This window comes from Salinicola sp. RZ23 (genome assembly GCF_003206675.1).
GTDB lineage: Bacteria > Pseudomonadota > Gammaproteobacteria > Pseudomonadales > Halomonadaceae > Salinicola > Salinicola endophyticus.
Genome location: NZ_PZJK01000005.1, coordinates 1 through 25,405 on the forward strand (window position 1 = coordinate 1; position 25,405 = coordinate 25,405).

Consider the following 25,405-nt stretch of genomic DNA (forward strand, 5'->3'; position numbering starts at 1 on the left):
TGGGAAGCGAAGGACGTGCGGGAGCTTTTCAAGCGCTGAGACGCGCTCGCGCGACGCTTCGCTTTCACGATGGCGGCCCCGGCAGCGGGGCCGCCTTTTTGCGTCCCGTGGGTGGGCGAGGCCGTCACCCCGGGGCGCGCGACCCTCGCCGTGGTTGGTCAACGCGGCGTCGAGTCGTATGATATCGCTCCGGCCCGTGCGCAGATTCAAAGGACACGCTCATGCAACACGTCAACTGGCAGCTCGATGGCATCGTCACTCAGCTTCGCGCGACCCGCGAACAGTGGCGCGCCCAGAACGGTCGTGAGAAAGAGCGCGGCTGTCGGGAGCTGCCGTCGCGTCATCGCCTGCGCGATACCCTGGATGTCCTCAGTGGCGCGGTCTTCCCGATGCGTCTGGGGCCTTCGGACCTGCGCAAGGAGAGCGAGGACTTCTACGTCGGCCATACCCTCGACCGGGCGCTCAACGCGCTGCAAGAAGAGGTGCTTCTGGAACTGCGCTACATGGCACGTCTGGACGGTGATCGCGACAGCGACCCCAGCGAGCGCGCCAACCAGATCGTGCAGGGCTTCGCCGACAGCCTGCCGGGGCTGCGTCGACGCCTCGATGGCGACGTCATGGCGGCCTACTACGGCGACCCTGCCGCGCGCAGCGTCGACGAGGTACTGCTCTGCTATCCCGGTGTCCATGCGGTGATCTATCACCGGATCGCGCACTACTTCTATCGCGCCGGCGCCGGCCTGGTGGCCCGTATCATCGCCGAGCTGGCGCACTCAGATACCGGGATCGACATTCATCCCGGCGCGCAGATCGGTGAAGGCTTCTTCATCGATCACGGCACCGGCGTGGTGATCGGCGAGACCGCGATCATCGGCGACCGCGTGCGCCTCTATCAGATGGTGACCCTCGGCGCCAAGCGCTTCCCGGCCGACGAGAAGGGGCATCTGGAGAAGGGGTTGCCGCGCCACCCGATCGTCGAAGACGACGTGGTGATCTATGCCGGCGCCACGATTCTCGGCCGTATCACCGTCGGCCGCGGATCGGTCATCGGGGGCAACGTCTGGCTCACCTGCAGCGTGGAACCCGGCAGTAACATCACTCAGGCAAACATCCAGAGTGGTCCGTGTCCTTAACGACACCTTTCGACGCGCACCCCTGCCGCCGCGTCGTCCTGCGCGGGTGCTCGACGCCCGCCGCTGAGAGGGTGTTTACAAAATGCCTGCGCTCGGCAATACGGCGTTAAAATCGGCCTCAAAATGCTCATTTACCCCGTGTAAACTCCGCTTTTTCGACCGATTTTGCCTTGTCTTGCCTTCGCTCGCCGAATTTGTAAACACCCTCTGAGACCCTGACACGACCCGGGCCCGGCCAGGCCGGCCCCGACCCAGACAGATGAGGACAGCATGCCCGAGTATCGCTCGCGAACCACCACCCAGGGCCGCAACATGGCCGGCGCCCGCGCCCTGTGGCGCGCCACCGGGATGAAGGACGACGACTTCCACAAGCCGATCATCGCCGTCGCCAACTCCTTTACCCAGTTCGTTCCCGGCCATGTGCACCTGAAGGACATGGGCCAGCTGGTGGCGCGTGAAATCGAAAAGGCCGGCGGGGTGGCCAAGGAGTTCAATACCATCGCGGTCGACGACGGGATCGCCATGGGCCACGACGGCATGCTCTATTCGCTGCCGAGCCGCGACATCATCGCCGACAGCGTCGAGTACATGGTCAATGCCCACTGCGCCGATGCGCTGGTGTGTATCTCCAACTGCGACAAGATCACCCCCGGCATGCTGATGGCGGCCATGCGCCTCAACGTGCCCACCATCTTCGTCTCCGGCGGGCCGATGGAGGCCGGCAAGACCAAGCTGCTGGACCATGGCCTCGACCTGATCGACGCCATGATCTCCGCCGCCGACGACAAGTACAGCGACGACGAGATCGCCGAGATCGAGCGCAGCGCCTGCCCGACCTGCGGCAGCTGCTCGGGGATGTTCACCGCCAACTCGATGAACTGCCTGACCGAGGCGCTGGGCCTGGCGCTGCCCGGCAACGGCACCATGTTGGCGACCCACGCCGACCGCCGCCGGCTGTTCGAGACCGCGGGCGAGCGCATCGTCTCGCTGGCCAAGCGCTACTACGAGGGTGACGAGGCGCACCTGCTGCCGCGTGCCATCGGCTCCAAGCGCGCCTTCCGCAATGCGATGACGCTGGACATCGCGATGGGCGGTTCGACCAACACCATCCTGCACCTGCTGGCCGCGGCGCAGGAGGCGGAGGTCGACTTCACCATGGCCGACATCGACCGCCTGTCGCGGGAGGTGCCGCAGCTGTGCAAGCTGGCGCCCAACACCCAGAAGTACCATGTCGAGGATTGCCACCGCGCCGGCGGGATCATGGGGATTCTGGGTGAGCTGGATCGCGCCGGGGTGCTGGATACGTCGGTGCCCACCGTCTATGGCGACTCGCTGGCCATCGCGCTCGACGAGTGGGACATCATGCGCAACCCGACCCCGGAAGTGGTCGAATTCTACAAGGCCGGCCCCGGCGGCGTGCCGACCCAGCAGGCCTTCTCTCAGGCGGCGCGCTGGCCGTCGCTGGACGGCGACCGCGCCGAGGGCTGTATCCGCAGCCTGGAGCACGCCTTCTCGCGCGAGGGCGGCCTGGCCGTGCTCTACGGCAACATCGCCGAGAACGGCTGCGTGGTGAAGACGGCCGGCGTCGACGATGCCATCCTGGTGTTCGAGGGGCCGGCCCATGTTGTCGAGTCCCAGGATCAGGCGGTCGAGCGCATTCTCGCCGGTCAGGTGAAGGCGGGTGAAGTGGTGGTGATCACCTACGAGGGGCCGAAGGGCGGCCCGGGCATGCAGGAGATGCTCTACCCGACCTCCTACCTGAAGTCGAAAGGGCTCGGCAAGGCGTGCGCGCTGATGACCGATGGCCGCTTCTCCGGCGGCACCTCGGGGCTCTCGATCGGCCATGTCTCGCCGGAGGCTGCTGCCGGTGGCGCGATCGGTCTGGTCGAGAGCGGCGACACCATCCGTATCGACATCCCCAACCGCACCATCGAGGTGCTGCTCTCCACCGAGCAGCTGGCGCATCGCCGCCAGGCCATGGAGGATCGCGGTGCCCAGGCGTGGAAGCCAACGATCCAGCGCGAGCGCAAGGTCTCCGCGGCGCTCAAGGCCTACGCCATGCTGGCGACCTCGGCGGACCGCGGCGCGGTGCGCGACCTGGACAAGCTCGAAGCGCGCTAGGCGGTAGATCCCAATGGCTGTCCAGACTGACTGAATGCACCTGGCCGCCATGACCGAGAACGCCCGCTGACCAGCGGGCGTCCTCTTTTGGGGAGCGCTTCTGTGGTGGGCTTCGCGCGGGCTGGGTGCCCCCCGGTATCTATACGAGGCCCTAGGGTCAGCGTTGCGGCTTGCGTGCGATCAGCGTTGCCCTGCGCGGCGCGGGGTAACCTTCGATCGTCCGGCTGCGGTCCTGCGGATCGAGAAAATCGGCCAGCGAATGGAAGGTCATCCACTCGGTGGCGCGCTGCTCGTCGAGACGGGTGACGGTCTCGTCGACGCAGCGGATCGCCTCGAAGCCGCAGCGTCCGAGCCAGTGTGCCAGCGCCCGCGACGATGGCAGGAAGTAGACGTTGGGCATGCTGGCGTAGCGCTCGCCGGGCATGAACACGGTCTGTTCGTCGCCCTCGACCACCAGGGTCTCCAGCACCAGCTCGCCGCCGGGGGCGAGGGCGTCCTTGAGCTGCAGGAGATGCTCCAGCGGCGAGGCGCGGTGATAGAGCACGCCCATCGAGAACACCGTGTCGAAGGCGGCGAGGCGCGGCGGTACGTCCTCGATGCCCACCGGCAGGAAGTGAGTGCGGTGGCCGTCGGCGTCGCCGACGAAGTGACGCACTGCCTGGAACTGGTAGTAGAAGCGCGGCGAGGGGTCGATCACCAGCACGAAGGCGGCCCCGGCGCCGGCCATGCGCCAGGCGTGGTAGCCGTTGCCGCCGCCCACGTCGAGCACCCGGCGCCCGGCCAGCGGCGAGAGGTGCGGCGCCACGCGCTGCCACTTCCAGTCCGAGCGCCACTCGGTGTCGATGGTGATGTCGCCGAGCCGATAGGGCCCCTTGCGCCACGGCATCAGAATGCGCAGCAGGTTGTTGCAGCGGCGGCGATTGGCGTCGCCGAGGTCGACCTCGACGCTGACCTGATCGGCATCGAGATCGACCCGACGCGCGGCGGGCAGCGGCGGCAGCTTGGCCACCGCCTTCTCCCACGCTGGCAGATCGCCGTGGCGCTGGCGGTCGAGCCCGCGGGCGAGCTGTTCGGGCAGGGCGGCCAGCCAGCGGGTCAGCCCCTGGTCGAGAAAGGCCAGGTAGAGGCGGCGCTCGGCCTCGGCCAGGGTGGTGGCGGCGTCGCGGCTCTCTGCGGGCAGGGCGGAGGGCTGGCTCATGCGGGGTCGCCACCTGCGCTGGTGTCGGCGGTCTCTGTGCTGGCGCCGCCCGCGCGCTCCTTGAAGGCGACCATCGAGGCGAAGTTGAGGTACTGGAACCAGGTCGTCACGCGGGCGAAGCCGACCGCTTGCAAACGCGCCTGGTGCTGCGCCAGGGTATCGGGCATCAGCACGTTCTCCAGCGCGGTACGCTTCTGGCTGATCTCCATGTCGCTGTAACCGTTGGCGCGCTTGAAGTCGTGGTAGCGCTCCACCAGCCAGGCGTTCTCCTGCTCGTCGGGGGCGACGATCTTCTCCGACAACACCAGGATGCCGCCGGGTTCGAGCGCCTCGAAGAGTCGCGCGATCACCGCGTCGCGATCCGCCGGCGGCAGGAACTGCAGGGTGAAGTTGAGCACGATCATGCCGCTGGCCCGATAGTCGAGCTCACGAATGTCGCCCTCGACGAATGCCAGCTGATGGCGTGGGGCCTCGGTCTCGGCGGTGGCACGGGCGCGGGCGAGCATCGCCGGTGACAGGTCGACCCCGGTCAGCGCGAACGCCTCCGGTGCCAGGCGCCCGGCCAGCGACAGCCCTACCGCGCCCAGCGAGCAGCCGAGATCGTAGACGTGAGCGCCGTGGCGCAGGTGACGCTCGGCGAGCAGGCCGAGCATGCCCAGGATCTGGCCGTAGCCGGGAATCGAGCGGCGCACCATGTCGGGAAAACACGCCACGACCTGCTCGTCGAACGAAAAACTGGCCACGCGATCGAGGGGTGTCGAAAAGATGGCGTCACGGTAAGATGCGTCAGTCATTGTCGGAAGACTACGTGGAAGATCCGTTTCATCGTGGAAGATCATTTTCATCGGGATCGCGTGAAGCGAGCGACGGGGCACGGCTCACGCCAAGCGTAGTGTACGTTTTGCGCGCCCGGGCTGCACGTGACCGGGATGCACCGGGTGGCCACGCCGGCTTCCTTCGCGCCAGCGTGCCCCGACGCCGCTCGTTCGCCGCCAGTTCCCCGATACAAGGAGAGTCAATCGATGTCGATCCGTGAGACCCAGGCATGGCAGGCGCTCGAGCAGCAGCTCGAGGGTGGCATGCGCGATGTCCACCTCAAGACCCTGTTCCAGCAGCCGTCGCGTTTCGAGACCTTTGCCCTCGAAGCGGCGGGTATTCACCTCGATCTGTCCAAGCAGCGCTGGACGCCGGAGGTGCGCGATCAGCTGATCGCGCTGGCGGAAGAGGCGCGGGTCCCCGAGGCCATCCAGCGCCTGCTCCGCGGTGAGCGGGTCAACCAGACCGAGGATCGCCCGGCGCTGCACAGCGCGCTGCGGCTGCCGCGGGAGGCCAAGCTGGAGGTCGAGGGCGTCGATGTCGTCGGCGAGGTGCACGCGACCCTCGACAAGATGGAGACCCTGGTCGGTAAGCTGCTGCAGGGGCAGTGGCGCGGTGCCACCGGCAAGCCGATCACCGACGTGGTCAACCTCGGCGTCGGCGGCTCCGACCTCGGCCCCTTGATGGTGACCTCGGCGCTGGCCGACTTCGAGCCGGATCACGCCCACGAGGTGGCGACCCACTTCGCCTCCACCATGGACGGCTCGCAGCTGGCGGACTTCCTCGGCTGGCTCAACCCCGAGACCACGCTGTTCATCCTGTCGTCGAAGTCCTTCGGCACCATCGATACGCTCTCCAACGCTTCCACCGCGCTGGACTGGATCGCCTCGCGCCTGGGTGGCGACGAGAAGCTGATCAAGCGCTTCCACTTCGTCGGCGTCTCGACCAAGCCGGACAAGATGAGCGAGTGGGGCATCGATCCGGCCAACCAGCTTCTGTTCTGGGACTGGGTCGGCGGGCGCTACTCGCTGTGGAGTGCCATCGGCCTGCCGATCGCCATTCGTGTCGGCATGGACAACTTCCGGCGTCTGCTCGCCGGCGCCCACGCCATGGACGAGCACTTCCGCACCGCGCCGCTGGCCGAGAACCTGCCGGTGCAGCTGGCGCTGATCGGGATCTGGAACGTCAACTTCCTCGATATCCGCTCGCACGCCGTGCTGCCCTACGATGGCCGGCTCAAGCATCTGCCGGGCTATTTCCAGCAGCTGGAGATGGAGTCCAACGGCAAGTCGGTGACCAACGACGACGCTGTGGTCGACTACTCCACCTGCCCGGTGATCTGGGGCGAGATCGGACCCAACGGCCAGCACGCCTTCTATCAGCTCTTGCACCAGGGCACCCAGCCGGTGGCGTGCGACTTCCTGGCGCCGATCAACCGCTACAACGACGTCGAGGACGTGCGCTTCCGTGACGATCTGATGGCCCAGCACCGCCTGGCGCTGGCCAACTGCTTTGCCCAGTCGCGGGTGCTGATGCTGGGTGACGATGCGATCAAGTCCGAGAGCACGCCGCCGAGCTACAAGCGCTACCGCGGCAACCAGCCCTCGACCACGATGCTCTTCGACAGCCTCAACCCGGCCACGCTGGGGGCGCTGATCGCGCTCTACGAACACAAGGTGTTCGTCCAGGGGGTGATCTGGAACATCGACTCCTTCGACCAGTGGGGCGTGGAGCTGGGCAAGAAGATCGCCACCGAGACCGAGGAGATCATCGCCACCCAGAGCGGGCTCGAGACCCTCGACGACTCCAGCCGTGGCCTGATCGAGGCGATCTGGCGCGGCCAGCAGCAGGCGTGAGCGGGTGCCTGCGCACTCTGCCGTGATGGTGAGCGAGTCGGCCGGTGTTTCGACGCCGGTGGATTCGCTGCTCTACCTGCACGGCTTCAACAGTGCCGGTGCCTCGCCCAAGGCGCAGCTGGTGGCTGCTGCCTGCGAGACGCTGGCGGCGCAGGGCGGGCGCGAGCTGGCCTGTGCCACGCCGGACCTGCCGCACTACCCCCAGGCCGCCCTCGACCACGCCGAGGCGTGCCTGGACGAGCTGCCCGGTACCACGCTGCTGGTGGGCAGTTCCATGGGGGGCTTTCTCGCCACCTGCCTGGCCGAGCGCCACGGCCTGCCGGCGGTGCTGATCAATCCTGCGGTTCAGCCGGCGCGCTTCGTGGCCGATTATCAGGGACAGCACCTGGTCAACGCCTACACCGGCGACTCCTTCACCATCGGCACTGCCCATCATGAGCAACTGCTGGCGCTGCAGTGGTCGCGCCTGGTGCACCCCCAGCGCTATCTGTTGCTGCTGGGCAGCGCCGACGAGACGCTCGATTGCCGCGATGCGCTACACGCCTACGCCGGCTGCCGAACGCTGATCCATCCCGGTGGTGATCACGGCTTCAGCGAGCTGGCGCGCTATCTGCCGGCGCTGTTCGCGCACGGCGGCTGGACGCTGCCGCCGGTGGTCTGACCCTGGCCGCTGACACGTGAGATGCCCGCGTCTGGCGCAACCCGGTACTGATGATTTGAACAGTGGTGTATGATGTCCGCCGCGGTGACGGATACCGCCGATAGTCACGCTTTCGATATCGGTGGCGTCCAGGCCGTGGGACCGCTGCGGCATCACCCCTTCGTTTCTGCAAATACGGCGAGACACTGCATGACGCAATACAGTGCCAGCTCCATCGAGGTCCTCTCGGGGCTCGATCCGGTCCGCAAACGGCCGGGCATGTACACCGATACCTCCCGCCCCAACCACCTGGTGCAGGAGGTGATCGACAACAGCGTCGACGAGGCGCTGGCGGGCCACGCCCACGATATCCGCGTGGTGCTGCTCGACGACGGCGGCATCGAGGTCTCCGACGACGGCCGCGGCATGCCGATCGATCTGCACCCCGAACATGGGGTCTCCGGGGTGGAGCTGATCCTGACCCGGCTGCATGCGGGCGGCAAGTTCTCGCAGTCGAGCTACCGCTTCTCCGGCGGCCTGCACGGGGTCGGGGTCTCGGTGGTCAACGCGCTGTCGACCCGGCTCGAGGTCGAGGTGTGCCGCGACGGCAGCCGCTACCGGATCGCCTTCGAGAAGGGCGAGAAGGTCGAGGAGCTGGCGGTGATCGGCAGCTGCGCCAAGCGCGCCACCGGTACCGTGGTGCGGTTCTGGCCGGAAGCCAGCTACTTCGACAGCCCCAAGCTGTCGCTGCCGCGGCTGAAGCATCTGCTGCGGGCCAAGGCGGTGCTCTGTCCGGGGCTCAAGGTCTCGCTCAAGGAGAGTGACGGCAACGAGAGCGTGTGGCAGTACGCCGACGGCCTGCGCGACTATCTGGCCCAGGCCACCGATGGCTTCGAGGTGCTGCCGGCGGCGCCGTTCACCGGCCATTTCGAGGATGACGAGCAGGCGGTCGACTGGGCGATCCAGTGGCTGCCCGAGGGCGGCGAACCGCTGCTCGAGTCCTACGTCAACCTGATCCCCACGCCGCTCGGCGGGACCCACGTCAACGGCTTCCGCAGCGGGCTGCTCGAGGCCGTGCGGGAGTTCTGCGAGTACCGCAACCTGCTGCCTCGGGGGGTCAAGCTGAGCCCCGAGGATCTGTGGGAGCGGGTCTCGTTCGTGCTCTCGGTGAAGATGCTCGACCCGCAGTTCGCCGGCCAGACCAAGGAGCGGTTGTCGTCGCGTACCGTGGCCGGCTTCGTCTCCGGGGTGGTCAAGGATGCCTTCTCGCTGTGGCTCAACCACCATACCGATCAGGCGGAAGCGCTGGCCGAGCTGGTGGTCAGCGCCGCCCAGCGGCGCCAGAAGAGTGCCAAGAAGGTGGCGCGCAAGAAGGTCACCTCCGGTCCTGCGCTGCCGGGCAAGCTGGCCGACTGCTCGGGCCAGGACCCGGTGGCCAGCGAGCTGTTCCTGGTCGAGGGCGACTCCGCCGGCGGCAGCGCCAAGCAGGCGCGCAATCGCGAGACCCAGGCGATCCTGCCGCTGCGCGGCAAGATCCTCAACACCTGGGAGGTGGAGTCGGGGGATATCTACAGCTCCCAGGAGGTCCACGACATCGCCGTGGCGATCGGTCTCGACCCCGTCAGCGACGACCTCTCCAAGCTGCGCTACCACAAGGTGTGCATCCTCGCTGACGCCGACTCCGACGGCCTGCACATCGCGACGCTGCTGTGCGCGCTGTTCGTGCGCCACTTCCCGGCGCTGGTGGATGCCGGCCATGTCTTCGTCGCCATGCCGCCGCTCTACCGCATCGACCTGGGCAAGGAGGTCCACTACGCCCTCGACGAGAGCGAGAAGGCCTCGATCCTCAAGCGCCTGGAGAAGAAGCGTGGCACGCCCAATGTCCAGCGCTTCAAGGGCCTGGGCGAGATGAGCCCGCTGCAGCTGCGCGAGACCACCATGGCGGTGGACACGCGGCGGCTGGTGCAGCTCACCCGCGAGCTCGACGACGGTACGCTGGAGATGATGGACATGCTGCTGGCGCGCAAGCGGGCGAGCGATCGCAAGAGCTGGCTGGAAGACTACGGCAACCTGGCGGATATCGAAGTGTAGCGCCAGGGCGCGCGGCGCCGGGGGCAGGTCTCAGCGGAGGTCATTTGCCAGGGATGGCAAATGTAGCGCCCAGGGAGGGGTTCACAGCGCCTCCGCGAAGACCTGCCGCCGGGTAAGCCGCGAAGAGGGCAGACAATGATTCTTGAACCCTGACCAAGGGCTTAGCGTATGACCATGGATATCCAGGTGGCGGAGGGCGACGTCGAACGCCTTTCGCTCAAGGAGTACACCGAGAAGGCGTACCTCGACTATTCGATGTACGTGATTCTCGACCGCGCCCTGCCGCACATCGGTGACGGCATGAAGCCGGTGCAGCGGCGCATCGTCTACGCCATGCGTGAGCTGTCGTTGACCGCCAACGCCAAGTACAAGAAGTCGGCGCGTACCGTCGGCGACGTGCTCGGCAAGTTCCACCCCCACGGCGACAGCGCCTGCTACGAAGCGATGGTGCTGATGGCGCAGCCGTTCAGCTACCGCTATCCGCTGGTCGACGGCCAGGGCAACTGGGGTAGTCCCGACGACCCCAAGTCGTTCGCCGCGATGCGCTACACCGAGGCGCGGTTGTCGCGCTTCTCCGAGACCCTGCTTGCCGAGCTGGGGCAGGGTACGGTGGACTGGACCCCCAACTTCGACGGCACCCTGAACGAGCCGTCGGTGCTGCCCTCGCGTCTGCCCCACGTGCTGCTCAACGGCGGTACCGGGATCGCTGTGGGCATGGCGACCGACATCCCGCCGCACAACGTGCGTGAAGTGGTGGATGCCACCTGCCACCTGCTGCGCCATCCCGGCGCCAGCGTCGCCGACCTGATGGCCTATGTGCCGGCGCCGGACTTCCCCACCGAGGCCGAGATCATTTCGCCGGCCGCGGACCTGCGCAAGCTCTACGAGAGCGGCCGCGGCTCGGTGAAGCTGCGTGGGCGCTACCTGCGCGAAGAGGGCAACATCGTCATCACCGCGCTGCCGTATCAGGTCAGCGGGGCCAAGGTGCTCGAGCAGATCGCCGCTCAGATGCAGGCCAAGAAGCTGCCGATGGTCGCCGACCTGCGTGACGAGTCGACCCACGAGACGCCGACCCGGCTGGTGATCGAACCCCGTTCCAACCGCATCGATGTCGAGGGGCTGATGGCGCACCTGTTCGCCACCACCGATCTCGAGAAGAACGTGCGCGTCAATCTCAACGTGATCGCCCTCGACGGCCGGCCGCGGGTGATGCCGCTCAACGACATGCTTGGCGAGTGGCTCACCTTCCGCCGCGAGACGGTGCGTCGGCGCAGTCAGCACCGTCTCGACAAGGTCGAGGAGCGCCTGCACATCCTCGAAGGCTTGCTGGCGGCCTATCTCAACATCGACGAGGTGATCCGCATCATCCGCGAGGAGGACGAGCCCAAGCCGGCACTGATGGCGGTGTTCGGGCTCAGCGAGCGCCAGGCCGAAGCGATCCTCGAACTGCGCCTGCGCCACCTGGCCAAGCTCGAGGAGATGAAGATCCGTGGCGAGCAGGACGAGCTCGAGGCCGAACGCCAGCGGCTGCAGAAGCTGCTGGGCAGTGAGGCGGCCATGACCAAGCTGATCGAGAAGGAGCTGCGCGACGCCGCCAAGGCCTATGGCGACGAACGCCGTTCGCCGCTGGTCGAGCGCAGCGAGGCCAAGGCGCTCTCCGAGGTCGAGCTGCTCGGCGCCGATCCGGTCACCGTGGTGCTCTCCGAGAAGGGCTGGATTCGCGCCGCGCGGGGGCATGACATCGACCCGGCGGGACTCTCCTACAAGGCCGGCGACAAGTTCCATCTCGCCGCCCGCGGCAAGACCAACCAGCCGCTGGTGCTGCTCGACGACAGCGGCCGCAGCTACACCCTGAGCGCCCACAATCTGCCGTCGGCGCGCGGGCAGGGTGAGCCGATCACCGGGCGGGTCAATCCGCCGGCGGGGGCGAGCATGATCGGGTTGATGCTCGACGTGCCCGAGGCGCGCTACCTGCTCGCCACCGACGCCGGCTACGGCTTCGTGGTCAAGCTCGAGGATCTGCTCGGCAAGAACAAGGCCGGCAAGGCGGTGCTCTCGGTGCCCCAGGGCTGCAACGTGCTGCCGCCGCAGCGGATTCCGGCCGCTGACACGCTGCGCGTGGCGGTGGTCTCCAACGAGGGCCGGCTGCTGGTGTTCGCGCTCACCGATCTGCCCGAGATGGCCAAGGGCAAGGGCAACAAGATGATCGCGATTCCCGGCCAGCGCGCCGCCAATCGCGAGGAGTTCGTGCGCGACCTGGTGCTGCTGCCGGAGGGCGCGGCGCTGGTGGTGCATGCCGGCAAACGCAAGCAGACGCTCAAGGCGGCCGATCTCGACTACTATGCCGGCGAGCGTGGGCGCCGCGGCAGCAAGCTGGCGCGCGGTTTCCAGAAGGTCGACCGGCTCGAGGTCGAGGGCTGAGCGCGCCGCCACGCGTCACCCTGTGAAGACGACACCGACTGACAAGCGCACGGCCCGGCGCTGCCGGCCGTGCCACTGACGAAAGGGGCGTCGACGGCGCCCCGTGGGGAAAACATGGCACGACGTTTCGTGATAAGAGCCACCGGCCCGGCACGCCCGGGGCAGACCGCTACCCTGAGCACCGCGCTGGCGACGGCAGGGCTGCAGCTGCTGGACATGGATCAGCATGTGGCCTTCGGTCAGGTCCGCCTGGAGGCGCTGGTCGAGACCGACGACGAGGTCGACGTGGCCGCGCTGCTGCCGAGTGCCGGCGACATCTGCGGACTCGACTGCCGGGTCGAGGCGGTCACCCCCGAGATGACCCTCGGCTGGGCCGAGGAGGCCGCTGCACCGCGGTGGGTGCTCAGCGTGCTGGGGCCGCGCATCAGCGCCGAGGTGGTGGCCGAGGTGGCCACCCTGACCGCCAGTGAGGGGCTCACCATCGAGCGTATCAAGCGGCTCTCGGCGCCGCCGAGTCTCGACGCCGCGCCTGAAGCGCTGTCCCATGGTGCCTGCCTGCAGTGGCGGCTGCGCGGCGAGTCCGCCGATCTTCAGGCACTGCGCGAGCGCATGCTGGCGTTGAGCGAGCGTTTTGCGGTCGACGTCACCCTGCAGCCCGCCGAGCTGTGGTCGCGGCACCGCCGTCTGGTCTGCTTCGACATGGATTCGACCCTGATCCAGGCCGAGGTGATCGACGAGCTGGCCCGGTGCCACGGCGTGTTCGACGAGGTGGCAGCGATCACCGCACGGGCGATGCGCGGCGAGCTCGACTTCCAGCAGAGCTTTCGCGAGCGCATGCGCAAGCTGGAGGGGCTGGACGAATCGGTCCTCGCCGAGATCGCCGAGTCGCTACCGCTGATGCCCGGGGCGGAGCGTCTGATGCGCCATCTCAAGCGTCTGGGTTACCGCACCGCCATTCTCTCCGGCGGCTTTACCTATTTCGCGCGCTATCTGCAGCAGCGCCTGGGATTCGACGAGATCCATGCCAACGAGCTGGTGATTCGCGACGGCAAGGTGACCGGTGAGGTTGCCGAGCCGATCGTCGATGCCGCACGCAAGGCGCAGTTACTCGAGCAGATCGCTAGCCGCGAGGGGCTCGATCTGGCCCAGACCGTGGCCGTGGGAGATGGCGCCAACGATCTCCAGATGCTGGCCCGGGCGGGGCTCGGCGTTGCCTTCCACGCCAAGCCGCTGGTGCGCCGTGAGGCCGCGCTGTCGGTTTCGACCCTGGGTCTGGATGGCTTGCTCTATCTGCTGGAGTATCCGGAGTGGGCGCTGGTGCCGGAGTGAACGGCATGCGCAGCTGCTGGCACCAGTGAGGCGCTGGTCACTGCGATGCGACCTCGGGTGTATTTTAGTAACGGCAATAGAAGATTTTTGAAATATAGTGTTGTAAATTGTATCTCAGTATCTGCTGCCGGTATCGAGAACCCGCATGAGCACCTCCGCTTCGACCGACATCCTCAATGCCAAGGCCAAGTGGGAGTGGCTCGATCCGCTCTGCATTCAGGGTAGCGTCAATCTGGCGTTCGACCAGGGCGAAGAGTCGTGGCCGGTGCTGCTCGACGATATCGAGCGCGATCATGCGCTGATCATCGATATCAGTGCCGTCCCGGCGCTGGCTGAGCAGCTGAAGCGGGGCGATGCCTTCCACCTCTTCGGGCATGTCAACGGCGCCATGGTGCGCACCTCGACCCTGGCGGTGATCGAGTGGCTCGAGACCGATGGCGACCGGCTGCGTGTGCGCTGCAGCTACCCTGAGCTGCTGAGTACCGTGCATCGACGCAATACCTTCCGGGCTCCGATCCGCGCGGAGATGGGCGTCGAGGCGCGTCTCGTGCTGGAAGGGCACGAGACGCCCGTGGCCGTGGAGCTGCGCAATCTCTCCCTGGGTGGCTGCCTGCTGGCGATGCCGCTGGGGCGTGCCGTCTCGCTGGCCTCGGGTCAGCGCTTCGCGCCGCTCGAACTGCATTTTCCCAGTCTTCAGTCGCTGCGCCTCAGCGGTTCCATTCGCCATGTGCGCAGCGACGAGGGGTGGCGCGAGGCACTGATCGGCTGCGAGTTCGATGATCCCAGTCTCGATAAAGAGCGTCTGCTGTGGTACTGCGTCAAGGAGGCCGAGCGTGAGGGCGCGCGCAGCGTGATGACCCGCGACAAGGTACTCTCACCTTCGCCGCTGTTCCGGGGGCCGGACGGCCAGCGTCCGGCCCCGAAGCCAGCGGAGACAACTGCGTTGGCGGTCGGCAACGCCACCGCGCGGCGGCTCAAGAAGATCGCCGACTATCTCAGTGCGCAGATCCTGACACTGCAGAATGGCGGCGCGATCGCTTCGTCGCTGCTCTCGCGCCACGCCGATACCCTGGTCACCCTGAGCGGTCAGGGGCAGGACGCGCTGCTCTATGCGCTCGGTTACCTGCACGAGGAGACGCCGCTGGTGCGGCATTCGCTCGGTGTCGCGGTGCGTGCCACCGATCTGGTTCGCTGGCAGGGCTATCCCGAGGATGTGATCAAGGCGGTGGCGGCCAGCGCACTGGTGCATGATCTGGGCAAGTGCCAGCTGCCGGCATCGATCCTCGACAGCCGTGAGCCGCTCGACGCCGAGGCGCGCGCGCGTCTGGCCGAGCACGTACCGGCAGTGCTCACCCAGCTCGAGCACTGCCGCTGGCTGTCACCTGAGATTGCCCGGGCCATCGTCGGCGAGGCCAACGAGCGGCTTGACGGCAGCGGCTATCCGGCGGCGCTGGGGGATGCGCAGTTGAGCCCACTGGGGCGCATGATGGCGGTGGTCGACGTGATCGATGCGCTGGGACAGCCCCGCGCGGATCGCGACGCCTGGCCATTGCTCGAGCGCTACCGCCATGTGCTGGGTCATCCGGCGCTGTTCGATGCCACCTGGGCGCAGCGCTACGTGCGCCGCTTCGGTACCGCGCCGGTAGGCTCGCTGGCGCGCTTCTCCAGCGGTGCGCTGGCCTGGGTGCAGCGTATCGATGATCAAGGGCGGCCGGCCCAGGTGCATCTGGTACTCAATACCAAGAGCCCCCAGCGGCGCCTCGATCAGATACTCAATGACGGAGACATCGCCCAGCTCGGCAAATTCGAAGGTGTGTTGCCCGAGGCGAGTTACGGCCTGCATCTGAGCTGAGCCCATCGCCCCACCCGGGGCGGTGACAAAATGCAACAGGTCCGCCACGGCATCGCCGCCATGCCTGAGCCACACTGACTGTGATCTTGGTCTCATCACAGGAGGTGTCCGATGCCAGCGACGACGCGCCCAGGTCAATCCCAAGGTTTCATGCCGCCCCATGTGCTGGAGCGCATTCTCTCCCACGGCAACGCGCGCTTGCAGCGCTGTGCCCAGGCCACGCTCAAGGCCGACGCCCAGTTTCGTCTGCGCAACGCCAGTCAGGCCGCGGCGCGCCCCGCGGATGGCAAGCGTGGCGGCGAGCCCGCGCGCTATATCTACACTGCCGCTCAGCAGGAAATCCTGCCGGGAGAGCGGGTGCGCAGCGAGGGCGACCCGGAGACCGGCGATCTCGCCGTCGACGAAGCCTATCTTTGGCTGGGCGCAACCTACCGCTTCTACTGGGAGGTCTTCGCCCGCGACTCCATCGATGCCCAAGGCATGGCGCTGCTGGGTACCGTTCACTACGGTGAAGACTACGACAACGCCTTCTGGAACGGCGCGCAGATGGTCTTCGGCGATGGCGACGGTGAGCTGTTCAACCGTTTCACCGTGGCCCTCGACGTGGTCGCCCACGAGCTGACCCACGGCGTGATCGAGCGCGAAGCGGGGCTGATCTATGCCGATCAGTCCGGCGCGCTCAACGAATCCCTGGCCGATGTGTTCGGCGCCATGGTCAAGCAGCACCACTTCGAGCAGGCGGCCGAGGAGGCCGATTGGCTGATCGGCGAGGGGCTGCTCACCGACCGCGTCAACGGTCGGGCGCTGCGCTCCATGGCCCATCCCGGCAGTGCCTACGACGATCCGGTGCTGGGCAAGGACCCGCAGCCGGGGCACATGGACGCCTTTGTCAACACCGCCTCCGACAACGGCGGCGTGCATATCAACTCCGGCATTCCCAATCGCGCCTTCTATCTGGCCGCCACGCGCCTCGGCGGCTTCGCCTGGGAGGCCGCCGGGCCGGTGTGGTTCGATGCGCTACGTGACCCGCGTCTGGCGCGGGATGCGGATTTTGCCACCTTCGCCGAGATCACCGTGCGCTGCGCCGAGCAGCGTTTCGGCGCTGACAGCCCGGTGGCGGATGCGGTGCGCCAGGCCTGGGTCGACGTGGGAGTCCTGCGGTGAGCGTGCGCGGCGTGCCTCGGCTGGCGCCGGCGTCGGTGCTGGCGGTGGTGCGCGAAGGGGGCTTTGCCGCCATGCCGGGGCTGGAGCGTCCGCGGCGGATCGAGTGCGGCAAGCTCAGCCAGCGTCAGCGTGAACGGTTGCAGCGTCTGCTCGAGGAGATCGATCGCCTGGACCCGGGCGAGCCGGCGGCGGCGGGGGCCGATCGGCGCGTCTTCCGGCTGTTTCTCGAGCAGCCGGAAGCGGAGTGCTGGCAGTGCGCGCTCGACGAGACGCAGGCGCCACGCGGTGTGGTGGGGCTATGGCAGCATGGCCCCGGTGCGCTGGACGAGCCGGATACCTGAATCGCAAACGCCTAATTTTCCCATTCCGGGAACTCTATCGGCATATCGTACTCTGATTAAGTAGCCCAGGACGGGCACACAGCGTAGGCCGAGCCCGGTATTGGGTTCGGCCTCTTTTTTTGTGTCCGGTTCTGTGTCCGGCAGAGCTGGCGCGCGCGTAGCGGCGAGCCAGCCCTGGGCTTTATCGCATACCGGCCCGGTGTCACAGTGTCTCCCTGGCAAGGGAAGAGACCATGACCCGAATGACAAGGCGCGGTATCGGCGGTGCGGTGATTGCACTGCTGTTGGCGGCACTGGTGGTGCCGATGCTGGCTCACTGGCAGGCACCGGCGATGACGCCGCAGGCGGCCTTCGAGGCCCAGCGGGAAGGCGTCTGGATCGAGGGTGAGGGACAGGTGCAGCGCCTGCTGCCCGATGACGACAAAGGCAGCCGGCATCAGCGTTTCGTGCTTGCCCTGAGGAGCGGTCAGACGCTGCTGATCGCCCACAACATCGATCTGGCGCCGCGGCTCGACGGGCTCGCGCGCGAGGATACGGTGCGTTTCCGTGGTGAGTATGTCTGGAATGCCAAGGGGGGCGTGGTGCACTGGACCCACCGCGACCCGCGTGGCGAACGCCCGGGCGGATGGCTCGAGTGGCACGGGCGGCGTTACCGCTAGGGGCTATAGGTCAGTTGACTTACACGGACTCGCGCTGACGCCAGACGTTCACGCCGGGCGGCGCGAGACCTGGCGCGGACGCCAGCGGCGGGCCTGACGCCACTGCATCAGGGTCTCGCCGAGTGCGCCGAGAGAGGGGCGTGGTGCGGGTGCTACGGCGTCACTCGGCGTGCGCCAAAGGATCGGATGCTGGCCCACGCGGCCGCCACCGCGGCGGATCAGCATCGGCAGAAAGCGCATCAGGCCCTTCAGCGGCGGCAGGGCGCGCAGTGCCTCGCGCTCGATCACATATAGCCCCTGGGGGGGCTGGTGGGCGGCGGTGAATGGCGTCGCCAGCCGTGCCAGCCAGCGCTGTGCGCCCGAGGCGTGGTGCGCTCGCCCCTGCACCAGCGCCAATCCCTGATGCCGCGCCGCGCAGAGCATGTCGGGAAGATCGTGGGGGTCGGCGCGGCCGCTGCTGTCCAGGGTCACGAGCCAGTCGCCCTGAGCCTGGCGCGCCGCCTGGCCCAGAGCCGTATCGATATCGCCGCTCCATGGCAGAATCCGTACGCGGGCGACGTCGAGCGCCAGGTCCCCGAGCGCCTGTGCGAGACGTGCATCGCGCCCGCCGTCGAGGATCAGAAACTCCAGTGCCCGGGCATGCACCAGTGCGCGCGACGCCTCCTCGATCAGCGCCGCGATCTGCGCTGCGGGGGCGGTCGCGAAGACGATCAACGAGAGCTTGGGCAGTGCGAGCATCGTGGTCTCCCTGGGCGTGGGTTGATTCGGCAGCGGGTCGTTGGACGGACCTGGCCATGGTCCAGATCGACTGTGACAGGGTTTCCTTAACTCAGGCTTAGAAACGGGCCTGGGATGCGCGGGTCCACCTCCGCGGCGCCAGGCTGCGCGCTGCCGATGACGCGGTGATGACAGCGCCGGACAGGCGAGCAGACGACGTTGTATGCTGAAACGATGCATGCTGACACCGCGCCGAGCGCCGCCGGGAGGCGAGGTGCCAGACGCGAGATGCCGGCTCGAGGCGAGCCGTGGCAAGACGAGAGAGAGAGCTATGCGGGTAATGCTGGTGGAGGACGACCCCCTGCTCGGCGAGGGAGTGGTCGAGGTGCTGCGGCGTGAGAACATCACGCCGGAGTGGCTGAGTGAAGGTGACGGTGTGTGCGAGGCGCTGACGCACTCGACCTTCGATGCCCTGATCCTCGATGTCGGCCTGCCCGATATCGACGGCTTCGAGGTGCTCAAGCGGCTGCGCGAGGCGCAGTGCCAGATACCGGTGCTGATGCTCACCGCCCGGGACGGGGTCGAGGATCGGATCCGCGGGCTCGACGGCGGCTGCGACGACTATCTGGTCAAACCGTTCGACAATGGCGAGCTGCTGGCGCGCCTGCGTGCGCTGATCCGGCGTAGCGCGGGGCGCGCCTCGCCGCAGGTGACCCATGGTCTGCTCAGTCTCGATCCGGCCGCCCACGAGGTGCGTCTGGGAGGAGAGCTGATCCCCCTCGGACGGCGGGAGCACGATCTGCTGGCCTATCTGATGACCCACCCGGGCCAAGTGTTTTCCCGCGACCAGCTGGTGGAGGTGCTCTACGGCTGGGATGCCGAGGTCGAAAGCAACGTCATCGAAGTGCATGTCCATCATCTGCGGCGCAAGTTCGGCAGCCGCGTCGTCGCCACCGTGCGCCATGTCGGCTATCGCATGGGAGAAGCGGGTTGATTTCGATCAGACGCCATCTGCGGCGTGTGCTGCTGATCTCGGTGACCTCGATCACCGCGGTGGCGGCGCTGTGGAGCTACTACGACACCCGCGATCAGATCGACGAGCTGTTCGACGCCGAGCTGGCGCAGACGACGCGCACCATGGTGGCGCTCTACTTCGCCTATCGCGCCGGGTCGGTGAACGGCGAGGACGTGCCCGAGGACCTTCAGCTCCGGGCGCCGCTGGTGCCGGACAACGCCACCGACGCGCCGACCGCCCTCGGCCACCCCTACGAGAAGAAGCTGGGGTTCCAGGTGTGGGACGAGCAGGGACGGGCGCTGTTCGGCATGCAGCCGACCGGGGCGCTACCGGCGCTCGAGCGGCGCCCCGGCTACTCCCATGCGCGTAGCGGCGGGCACGACTGGCGCACCTTCACCCTGCATGACGAAGCCCGCGGCGTGTGGGCCAGCGCCGCCCAGCGCGACGACGTACGCGATGAGCTGACCTGGCAGATCGCGCTGCGCAATCTGATGCCGCCGGTCATCGGGGTGCTGCTGATCGCGCTGCTGATCCCGTTCGCCATCGCCCGCGGCTTTTCGCCCCTGCTGCGGGTCAGCCGGCAGATCACCGCGCGCCAGCCCAACTTCCTCGAGCCGCTGGACGCAAGCCAGGTGCCGGATGAGATTCGCGGCATGGTCGATGCGCTCAATGGCCTGTTCGCGCGACTGGCCGAGACTCTCGAGAAGGAGCGCCGCTTCACCGCCAACGCCGCCCACGAACTGCGTACGCCGCTGGCGGCGGTCAAGGTCCATGCCCAGAACCTGCTCAGCGAGACCGATACCGAGAGCGCTCGGCGCGCGGCGCAGTCGATCATCAACGGTGTCGATCGCATGACCCGGGTGGTCGAGCAGTTGCTCACCCTGTCGCGGCTGGAGAGCGGCCAGGCGATCACCCGTCAGACGGTGCGGTTGGCGCGGCTGGGCAGCGAGCTGGCCCGCGACACCCAGCCGCTGGCCGAGCAGCGCGATATCCGCCTGACCCAGGAGTTGCCCGAGGGGCTCAGCGTGCAGAGCTACGAGAATGGCCTCTATGTGCTGCTGCGCAACCTGCTCGACAACGCCATGCGCTATACCCCCAGTGGCGGTGAGGTCCACCTGCGCATGGCCGCTGAGGCGTCGAAGCTGCATATCGAGATCGCCGATACCGGTCCGGGTATCCCGCCCCAGGAGCGTGAGCGGGTGTTCGAGCGCTTCGTGCGTCTGGCGGGGCAGAAGACCAGCGGCTCGGGGCTGGGGCTGTCGATCGTCAAGGAGCTGGTCGAGCGCCTGGATGGCGAGATTCGTCTCGACGAGACTTCGCTGCCCGCGACCAGCGGCCTCAGCGTTCACGTCTATCTGCCGCTATCCTGAGCGTGAGCGGTAGCGCTGCGGGAGTTTGCGCCGTTACCAGTCAGGGTGGTGCGGCGGCCGATGCGATAACGGCCGCCGGGCCCGCAAGCGGGGAGATGAGAGATGCTGCGTTTCTGGGTGCCGCTGACGGCACTGATCGCCTTTTCGGCCTACACCGTCTATGCCATCGCGACCAGCGACCAGAGCCTGGGGGCTTTCGCCAGCGAGCTGATGCGCCGGCCCACCACCGCACTGGTGGTGTTCGACGTCTATCTGGCGCTGCTGATGCTGGCGGTGTGGATGTTCTTCGATGCCCGGCGCCGGGGGCACGGGCTGGCCTATCTGCTGGTGTTCTACGTCATCACCTTCTGCTTCGGCTCGGCCGGGCCGCTGGCCTATCTCACCCTGCGCGGCTGGCGTGACTGGCGCGCCGCGCCGAGGCACACGCCCTCGTCCTTATAGCGGGGTCTTGCTCTGCTCACCGGGAATTTCGCGCACCAGCCGCGGCATCAGAAAGCCCGGTAGGCGTTGGCGCAGCGATGCCACCAGTGCCCGCGCGCTGTCGTCGTCGACATCGAAGTGGGCCGCGCCGCTGACCGGGTCGAGCACGTGCAGGTAGTAGGGCAGCACACCGGCGGCGAACAGCCGTTCCGACAGCTCGGCCAGGGTATCCACCTGATCGTTGACGCCACGCAGCAGTACGCTCTGGTTGAGCAGGGTGACGCCTGCCGCCGCCAGGCGCCGGCAGGCGTCGACCACCGCGGTGTCGATCTCCTGGGCGTGATTGATGTGCAGCACCATCACCTTCTGCAGGCGTGTGCCGCCGAGCCAGTCGAGCAGGGCGGCATCGACCCGGTCGGGAATCACCACCGGCAGACGAGTGTGGATACGCAGGCGCTGGAGGTGGGGGATCGTCTCCAGCCGGGCGACCAGTTCGGCGAGACGTCGGTCCGGTGACGCCAGTGGGTCGCCGCCGGAGAGGATCACCTCGCGGATCGAGGCATCCTCGCGCAGATAGTCGAGGCTGGCGTCCCACTCGCGCATCGAGGGGGCGTGCTCGGCGTAGGGGAAGTGGCGCCGGAAGCAGTAGCGGCAGTTGATCGCGCAGGTCGGGCTGGCGATCAGCAGTACCCGCCCGGCGTATTTGTGGATCAGGCCGGGTCGCGGGGTGTGTTCGCGTTCGACCAGCGGGTCGGCGACGAAGCCGCCGACCGCCTCCTGCTCCGCCGCCAGCGGTAATACCTGACGCAGCAGCGGGTCGTCAGGATCGGCGTGGCGGATACGCGCCAGGTAGGCTTCGGGCACCCGCACCGGGAACAGCGCATGGCCCGCGCTGGCGCCGGGCAGCAGCGCCGGGTCGAGGCCGAGGCGCTGGCACAGCACCAGCGGGTCGCGAATCACCTCTTGCAGCTGACGCTGCCACGCGGCAGGCGCGCGCGGTTCGGCTTCACGATGCACGGCGATCGGGGTTCGGGTTATCATGCGGACCACCTGAGTTAGAACGCGCCCTGGCAGCGCTGTTACGGAATTCTCGTCGCGGACGCCCCGCGATCGTTCATTAGTGAGGAAACATGGCGAACTATTCTACCAACGAATTCAAGGGCGGCCTGAAAGTCATGCTGGATGGCGACCCGTGTAACATTCTCGAGAACGAATTCGTCAAACCCGGCAAGGGACAGGCGTTCAACCGCGTCAAGCTGCGCAACCTGATCACCGGTCGGGTCTGGGAGCGGACCTTCAAGTCGGGTGAGTCGCTCGAGGGCGCCGACGTCATGGATCTCGACATGGAGTACCTCTACACCGACGGTGACATGTGGCACTTCATGAAGACCGACGGCTCGTTCGAACAGTACGCGGTGGACCGCAAGGCGATCGGCGACGTCGAGAAGTGGCTCAAGGAGCAGGCGGTCTACACCGTCACCCTGTGGAACGACAACGCCATCGCCGTTAGCCCGCCCAACTTCCTCGAGCTCGAAGTGGTCGAGACCGATCCGGGCCTCAAGGGTGACACCGCCCAGGGTGGCTCCAAGCCGGCCAAGCTCTCCTCTGGTGCCACGGTGCGCGTGCCGCTGTTCATCAACCAGGGTGAAGTGCTCAAGATCGATACCCGCACCGGCGAGTACGTCTCCCGCGCCTGAGGCTGGCGTCGTGCCGGCTTCGAAGTCGCGCGGGTGCAGGTCGGGTCTCAGCCAGGTTGGCCACGCTTCGGCGTGGCCTTTTGCGTTCTCCCGCCGGCCGCGGCCGGCGGGGTCGAATTGCCGGCGTGCTCGCGCCGTCTAGCGCCGCGGCGCCACCGGAGGAGATCGGGATGGGCAGACTGGCAGGGCGAACCGCCCTGATCACCGGCGCGGCCAGCGGGATCGGCCTGGCCACGGCGCGGCGCTTTGCCGCCGAGGGCGCCGACCTGGCGTTGCTCGACCGCGCCCCGTACGCCCTGGCGCAGGCGCGCGAGTGCATCGAGCAGGAGAGCGGCCGCCGGGTGGTGGGCGTCGAGGCCGATGTCGCCGAGGCCGACAGCGTCACCCGCGCTGTGGCCGAGGCCGGGGCGGCGCTGGGGGCGCTGCAGCTGGTGGTCAATGCCGCCGGGGTCAACGTGTTCAGCGATCCGCTGGCGACCGACGAGGCGAGCTGGCGGCGCTGCCTGGCGATCAATCTGGAGGGGGCCTGGCATGTGATCCAGGCGCTGCTGCCGGAGATGCTGGCAAACGGCTATGGCCACGTGGTCAATATCGCTTCTGTGCATGGCCACAAGATCATTCCCGGTGCCTTTCCCTATCCGGTGGCCAAGCATGGCCTGATCGGGCTGACCCGCGCGCTCGGGATCGAGTACGCCGCCCGCGGGCTGCGCTTCAACTCGATCTCGCCGGGGTTGATTCGTACCCCATCGGCCCAGGCGTGGCTGGATGGCCTCGACGCGGCCGAGCGTCAGCGCCAGATTGCGCTGCTGCCGTGTCAGCGTATCGGCGAGGCGGAGGAGGTGGCCAACACGGCCCTGTTCCTCGCCAGCGATGAGGCGCGTTTCATCAATGCCACCGATATCCTGATCGACGGTGGCCGCAGCCAGGTCTATCACACGTGACGACGATGCCCCGGTCAGATGACTGGCAACCTTCGGCGACGATCGAGACGCTGCGCCAGCGGGCGCGGCTGCTGGCGGCGGTGCGTGCTTTCTTCGCCGCCCGCGACGTGCTCGAGGTGGAGACCCCGATCCTCGGTCACGCCGGCAGTACCGACCCGCACCTCGATTCGCTCTCGCTCAGCGCGACCACCTCCGCCGGGCGCGAGACGCTATGGCTGCAGACCTCGCCGGAGTTCCACATGAAGCGCCTGCTGGCGGCGGGCAGCGGCCCGATCTTCCAGCTCGCCCGCAGCTTCCGCGATGATGAAGTGGGGCGTCGGCACAATATCGAGTTCACCATGCTCGAGTGGTACCGCCCGGGCTTTTCGCTGGCAGCGCTGATCAGCGAGTGCGAGTCGCTGATCCGCACGCTGATGCCGGCGGTCGGTCCGGCACGGCGGCGGCGCTATCGCGATCTGTTTCGTGATGCGTTGGCGCTCGATCCCTTCACCACGCCACTGGCCGAGCTGCAGCGTGTGGCGGGCGAGCGCGGCGGGCTCGATATGGCCGACAGTGATCGCGACGGCTGTCTCGACCTGCTGATGAGTCTGGTCATCGAGCCGACGCTGGGGCGTGATGGCATCGATGTGGTGGTCGACTATCCCGCCAGCCAGGCGGCGCTGGCGCGCAAGCGGATCGACGAGGAGGGCGACGAGGTGGCATCTCGCTTCGAGATCTATCTGCAGGGCCTCGAACTCGCCAACGGCTATGACGAGCTGACCGATGCCCAGGAGCAGGCCTCTCGGTTCGACGATGACAATCGTCAACGTGCGGCGCTGTACAAATCGGCTGTCGCTGTCGACCGCCGGCTCGTCGCCGCCCTGGTGCACGGCATGCCCGCGGGCAGCGGCGTGGCGCTGGGTATCGACCGCCTGGTTCAGCTGGCGCTGGGCAAGGCGTCCCTGGCCGAAGTCATGGCGTTCCCGACGCCACGCTGCTGACCGGCGATTGCGTTGCCACCACGCCGCCAGTGGCGGCTTCGATGGCAAGGCTACCGAGGCGGTGCGGCGAGGCAGACCGAGTCTCAGTCGTCGATACGCCCGCGCAGGCGTTTCTTCTGTCCATGTTTCGTCTTCTGATCGACGCGCTTGCGTTTGGCGCTGCGGCTCGGCTTGGTGGCCTGCCGCGGCTTGTCGCCGTAGAGCACGGGTTTGATCAGCTGTTTCAGCCGGACGAGTGCCGCTTCCCGGTTGAGCTCCTGAGTGCGGTGCTCCTGCGACTTGATCACGACGATGCCGTCGCGGGTGATGCGTTTGTCACTCAGGGCCAGCAGTTTCTCCTTGAACCCGGGGTGCAGGCTGGAAGCGCGGATATCGAAGCGCAGATGAATCGCCGAGGAGACCTTGTTGACGTTCTGGCCACCAGCGCCCTGGGCGCGGACGGCGATGAGTTCGATCTCGTTGTCGGGAATCGAGACGTTTCGCGAAATCTCTAGTGCCATCGTCGGAGCCCCGCAGGTCGAACGGAATGAGAAGGAAGGACGTTATCGCCACCCAGCGCAGAGGTCTGGCCGCTTGGCCTGCATCGAGACGCGCTGTGCGAGACGCCCGTCACGTGAGCGCACCTCGTCCGCCGGCACGCTTAG

Annotated in this window: 22 protein-coding genes; 17 read left to right on the top strand and 5 right to left on the bottom strand. The window is 67.4% G+C overall.

Translation table 11 applies throughout. The features are described 5' to 3' along the window. Positions 1-221 precede the first annotated feature (221 nt). Both epsC and ilvD read left to right on the top strand, forming a co-directional pair. Complete coding sequence (gene epsC / locus DOM67_RS03840; RefSeq protein ID WP_110674357.1) at positions 222-1,133, top strand: serine O-acetyltransferase EpsC; 912 nt, start codon at positions 222-224, stop codon at positions 1,131-1,133. A 270-nt stretch (positions 1,134-1,403) separates the two neighbouring features. Further along, the gene (gene ilvD / locus DOM67_RS03845; protein ID WP_110674358.1) at positions 1,404-3,254 is read left to right on the top strand and encodes a dihydroxy-acid dehydratase; all 1,851 of its coding nucleotides are present in this window, start codon (positions 1,404-1,406) and stop codon (positions 3,252-3,254) included. 157 nt (positions 3,255-3,411) lie between these two features. On the opposite strand, the gene cmoB is transcribed toward ilvD, so the two are convergent. Both cmoB and cmoA read right to left on the bottom strand, forming a co-directional pair. Beyond that, positions 3,412-4,452 (bottom strand): tRNA 5-methoxyuridine(34)/uridine 5-oxyacetic acid(34) synthase CmoB, encoded by a 1,041-nt coding sequence (cmoB, locus tag DOM67_RS03850; protein ID WP_110674359.1) that lies wholly within the window; start codon positions 4,450-4,452, stop codon positions 3,412-3,414. Continuing rightward, the gene (cmoA, locus tag DOM67_RS03855; protein WP_110674360.1) at positions 4,449-5,246 is read right to left on the bottom strand and encodes a carboxy-S-adenosyl-L-methionine synthase CmoA; all 798 of its coding nucleotides are present in this window, start codon (positions 5,244-5,246) and stop codon (positions 4,449-4,451) included. Before cmoA ends, cmoB begins: the two co-directional genes overlap by 4 nt. A gap of 228 nt (positions 5,247-5,474) precedes the next feature. Here cmoA and pgi point away from each other — a divergent pair, with 228 nt between their 5' ends. The 9 genes from pgi (at position 5,475) to DOM67_RS03900 (ending at position 17,621) form a co-directional block, all read left to right on the top strand. Beyond that, positions 5,475-7,124: a glucose-6-phosphate isomerase gene (pgi, locus tag DOM67_RS03860; RefSeq protein WP_110674361.1), complete on the top strand. Its 1,650-nt coding sequence runs from the start codon at positions 5,475-5,477 to the stop codon at positions 7,122-7,124. Positions 7,125-7,128: 4 nt separating this feature from the next. Further along, positions 7,129-7,785: a YqiA/YcfP family alpha/beta fold hydrolase gene (locus DOM67_RS03865; RefSeq protein WP_232825128.1), complete on the top strand. Its 657-nt coding sequence runs from the start codon at positions 7,129-7,131 to the stop codon at positions 7,783-7,785. A gap of 189 nt (positions 7,786-7,974) precedes the next feature. After that, positions 7,975-9,855 (top strand): DNA topoisomerase IV subunit B, encoded by a 1,881-nt coding sequence (gene parE, locus DOM67_RS03870; RefSeq protein WP_110674363.1) that lies wholly within the window; start codon positions 7,975-7,977, stop codon positions 9,853-9,855. A 168-nt stretch (positions 9,856-10,023) separates the two neighbouring features. Further along, entirely contained in the window at positions 10,024-12,276 is a 2,253-nt protein-coding gene (gene parC, locus DOM67_RS03875) for a DNA topoisomerase IV subunit A (RefSeq protein WP_110674364.1), read from the top strand. Between the two features lie 114 nt (positions 12,277-12,390). Then, positions 12,391-13,605, top strand: a complete 1,215-nt coding sequence (gene serB, locus DOM67_RS03880; protein ID WP_110674365.1) for a phosphoserine phosphatase SerB — start codon at positions 12,391-12,393, stop codon at positions 13,603-13,605. A gap of 145 nt (positions 13,606-13,750) precedes the next feature. Beyond that, positions 13,751-15,457 (top strand): HD domain-containing phosphohydrolase, encoded by a 1,707-nt coding sequence (locus DOM67_RS03885; RefSeq protein ID WP_110674366.1) that lies wholly within the window; start codon positions 13,751-13,753, stop codon positions 15,455-15,457. 111 nt (positions 15,458-15,568) lie between these two features. Next, the gene (locus tag DOM67_RS03890) at positions 15,569-16,621 is read left to right on the top strand and encodes a M4 family metallopeptidase (protein ID WP_110674367.1); all 1,053 of its coding nucleotides are present in this window, start codon (positions 15,569-15,571) and stop codon (positions 16,619-16,621) included. Continuing rightward, positions 16,618-16,962 (top strand): protealysin inhibitor emfourin, encoded by a 345-nt coding sequence (locus DOM67_RS03895; protein WP_110674368.1) that lies wholly within the window; start codon positions 16,618-16,620, stop codon positions 16,960-16,962. The genes DOM67_RS03890 and DOM67_RS03895 overlap by 4 nt, the downstream gene beginning before the upstream one ends. A gap of 233 nt (positions 16,963-17,195) precedes the next feature. Then, a complete protein-coding gene (locus DOM67_RS03900; protein ID WP_198651721.1) occupies positions 17,196-17,621 on the top strand; it encodes a DUF3465 domain-containing protein in 426 nt (141 codons plus the stop codon). Positions 17,622-17,669: 48 nt separating this feature from the next. Here the strand turns inward: DOM67_RS03900 and DOM67_RS19750 are convergent, their stop codons facing one another. Further along, on the bottom strand, positions 17,670-18,359 hold the full coding sequence (locus DOM67_RS19750) for a glycosyltransferase (RefSeq protein ID WP_157958789.1): 690 nt from the start codon (positions 18,357-18,359) through the stop codon (positions 17,670-17,672). Positions 18,360-18,669: 310 nt separating this feature from the next. Here DOM67_RS19750 and DOM67_RS03910 point away from each other — a divergent pair, with 310 nt between their 5' ends. The 3 genes from DOM67_RS03910 to DOM67_RS03920 all read left to right on the top strand — a co-directional run bounded on the left by DOM67_RS03910 (position 18,670) and on the right by DOM67_RS03920 (position 21,164). After that, positions 18,670-19,332 carry a response regulator transcription factor gene (locus DOM67_RS03910; protein WP_110674529.1) on the top strand — a complete coding sequence of 221 codons (663 nt, stop codon included), beginning with the start codon at positions 18,670-18,672 and terminating at the stop codon, positions 19,330-19,332. Continuing rightward, positions 19,329-20,723, top strand: coding sequence for an ATP-binding protein (locus DOM67_RS03915; RefSeq protein WP_110674371.1), 1,395 nt, complete (start codon positions 19,329-19,331; stop codon positions 20,721-20,723). Before DOM67_RS03910 ends, DOM67_RS03915 begins: the two co-directional genes overlap by 4 nt. 102 nt (positions 20,724-20,825) lie before the next feature. Further along, positions 20,826-21,164, top strand: a complete 339-nt coding sequence (locus DOM67_RS03920) for a DUF2834 domain-containing protein (protein ID WP_110674372.1) — start codon at positions 20,826-20,828, stop codon at positions 21,162-21,164. On the opposite strand, the gene epmB is transcribed toward DOM67_RS03920, so the two are convergent. Continuing rightward, complete coding sequence (epmB, locus tag DOM67_RS03925) at positions 21,159-22,184, bottom strand: EF-P beta-lysylation protein EpmB (protein ID WP_110674373.1); 1,026 nt, start codon at positions 22,182-22,184, stop codon at positions 21,159-21,161. The two genes, DOM67_RS03920 and epmB, sit on opposite strands and share 6 nt — an antisense overlap. 89 nt (positions 22,185-22,273) lie before the next feature. Between epmB and efp the strand changes: the two genes are divergently transcribed. The 3 genes from efp (at position 22,274) to epmA (ending at position 24,761) form a co-directional block, all read left to right on the top strand. Then, the gene (efp, locus tag DOM67_RS03930; protein ID WP_110674374.1) at positions 22,274-22,840 is read left to right on the top strand and encodes an elongation factor P; all 567 of its coding nucleotides are present in this window, start codon (positions 22,274-22,276) and stop codon (positions 22,838-22,840) included. A 170-nt stretch (positions 22,841-23,010) separates the two neighbouring features. Then, a complete protein-coding gene (locus DOM67_RS03935) occupies positions 23,011-23,781 on the top strand; it encodes an SDR family oxidoreductase (protein ID WP_110674375.1) in 771 nt (256 codons plus the stop codon). A 5-nt stretch (positions 23,782-23,786) separates the two neighbouring features. Next, on the top strand, positions 23,787-24,761 hold the full coding sequence (gene epmA, locus DOM67_RS03940; RefSeq protein ID WP_110674376.1) for an EF-P lysine aminoacylase EpmA: 975 nt from the start codon (positions 23,787-23,789) through the stop codon (positions 24,759-24,761). Positions 24,762-24,844: 83 nt separating this feature from the next. Here the strand turns inward: epmA and arfB are convergent, their stop codons facing one another. Next, positions 24,845-25,261 (bottom strand): alternative ribosome rescue aminoacyl-tRNA hydrolase ArfB, encoded by a 417-nt coding sequence (gene arfB / locus DOM67_RS03945; RefSeq protein ID WP_110674377.1) that lies wholly within the window; start codon positions 25,259-25,261, stop codon positions 24,845-24,847. Positions 25,262-25,405 lie beyond the last annotated feature (144 nt).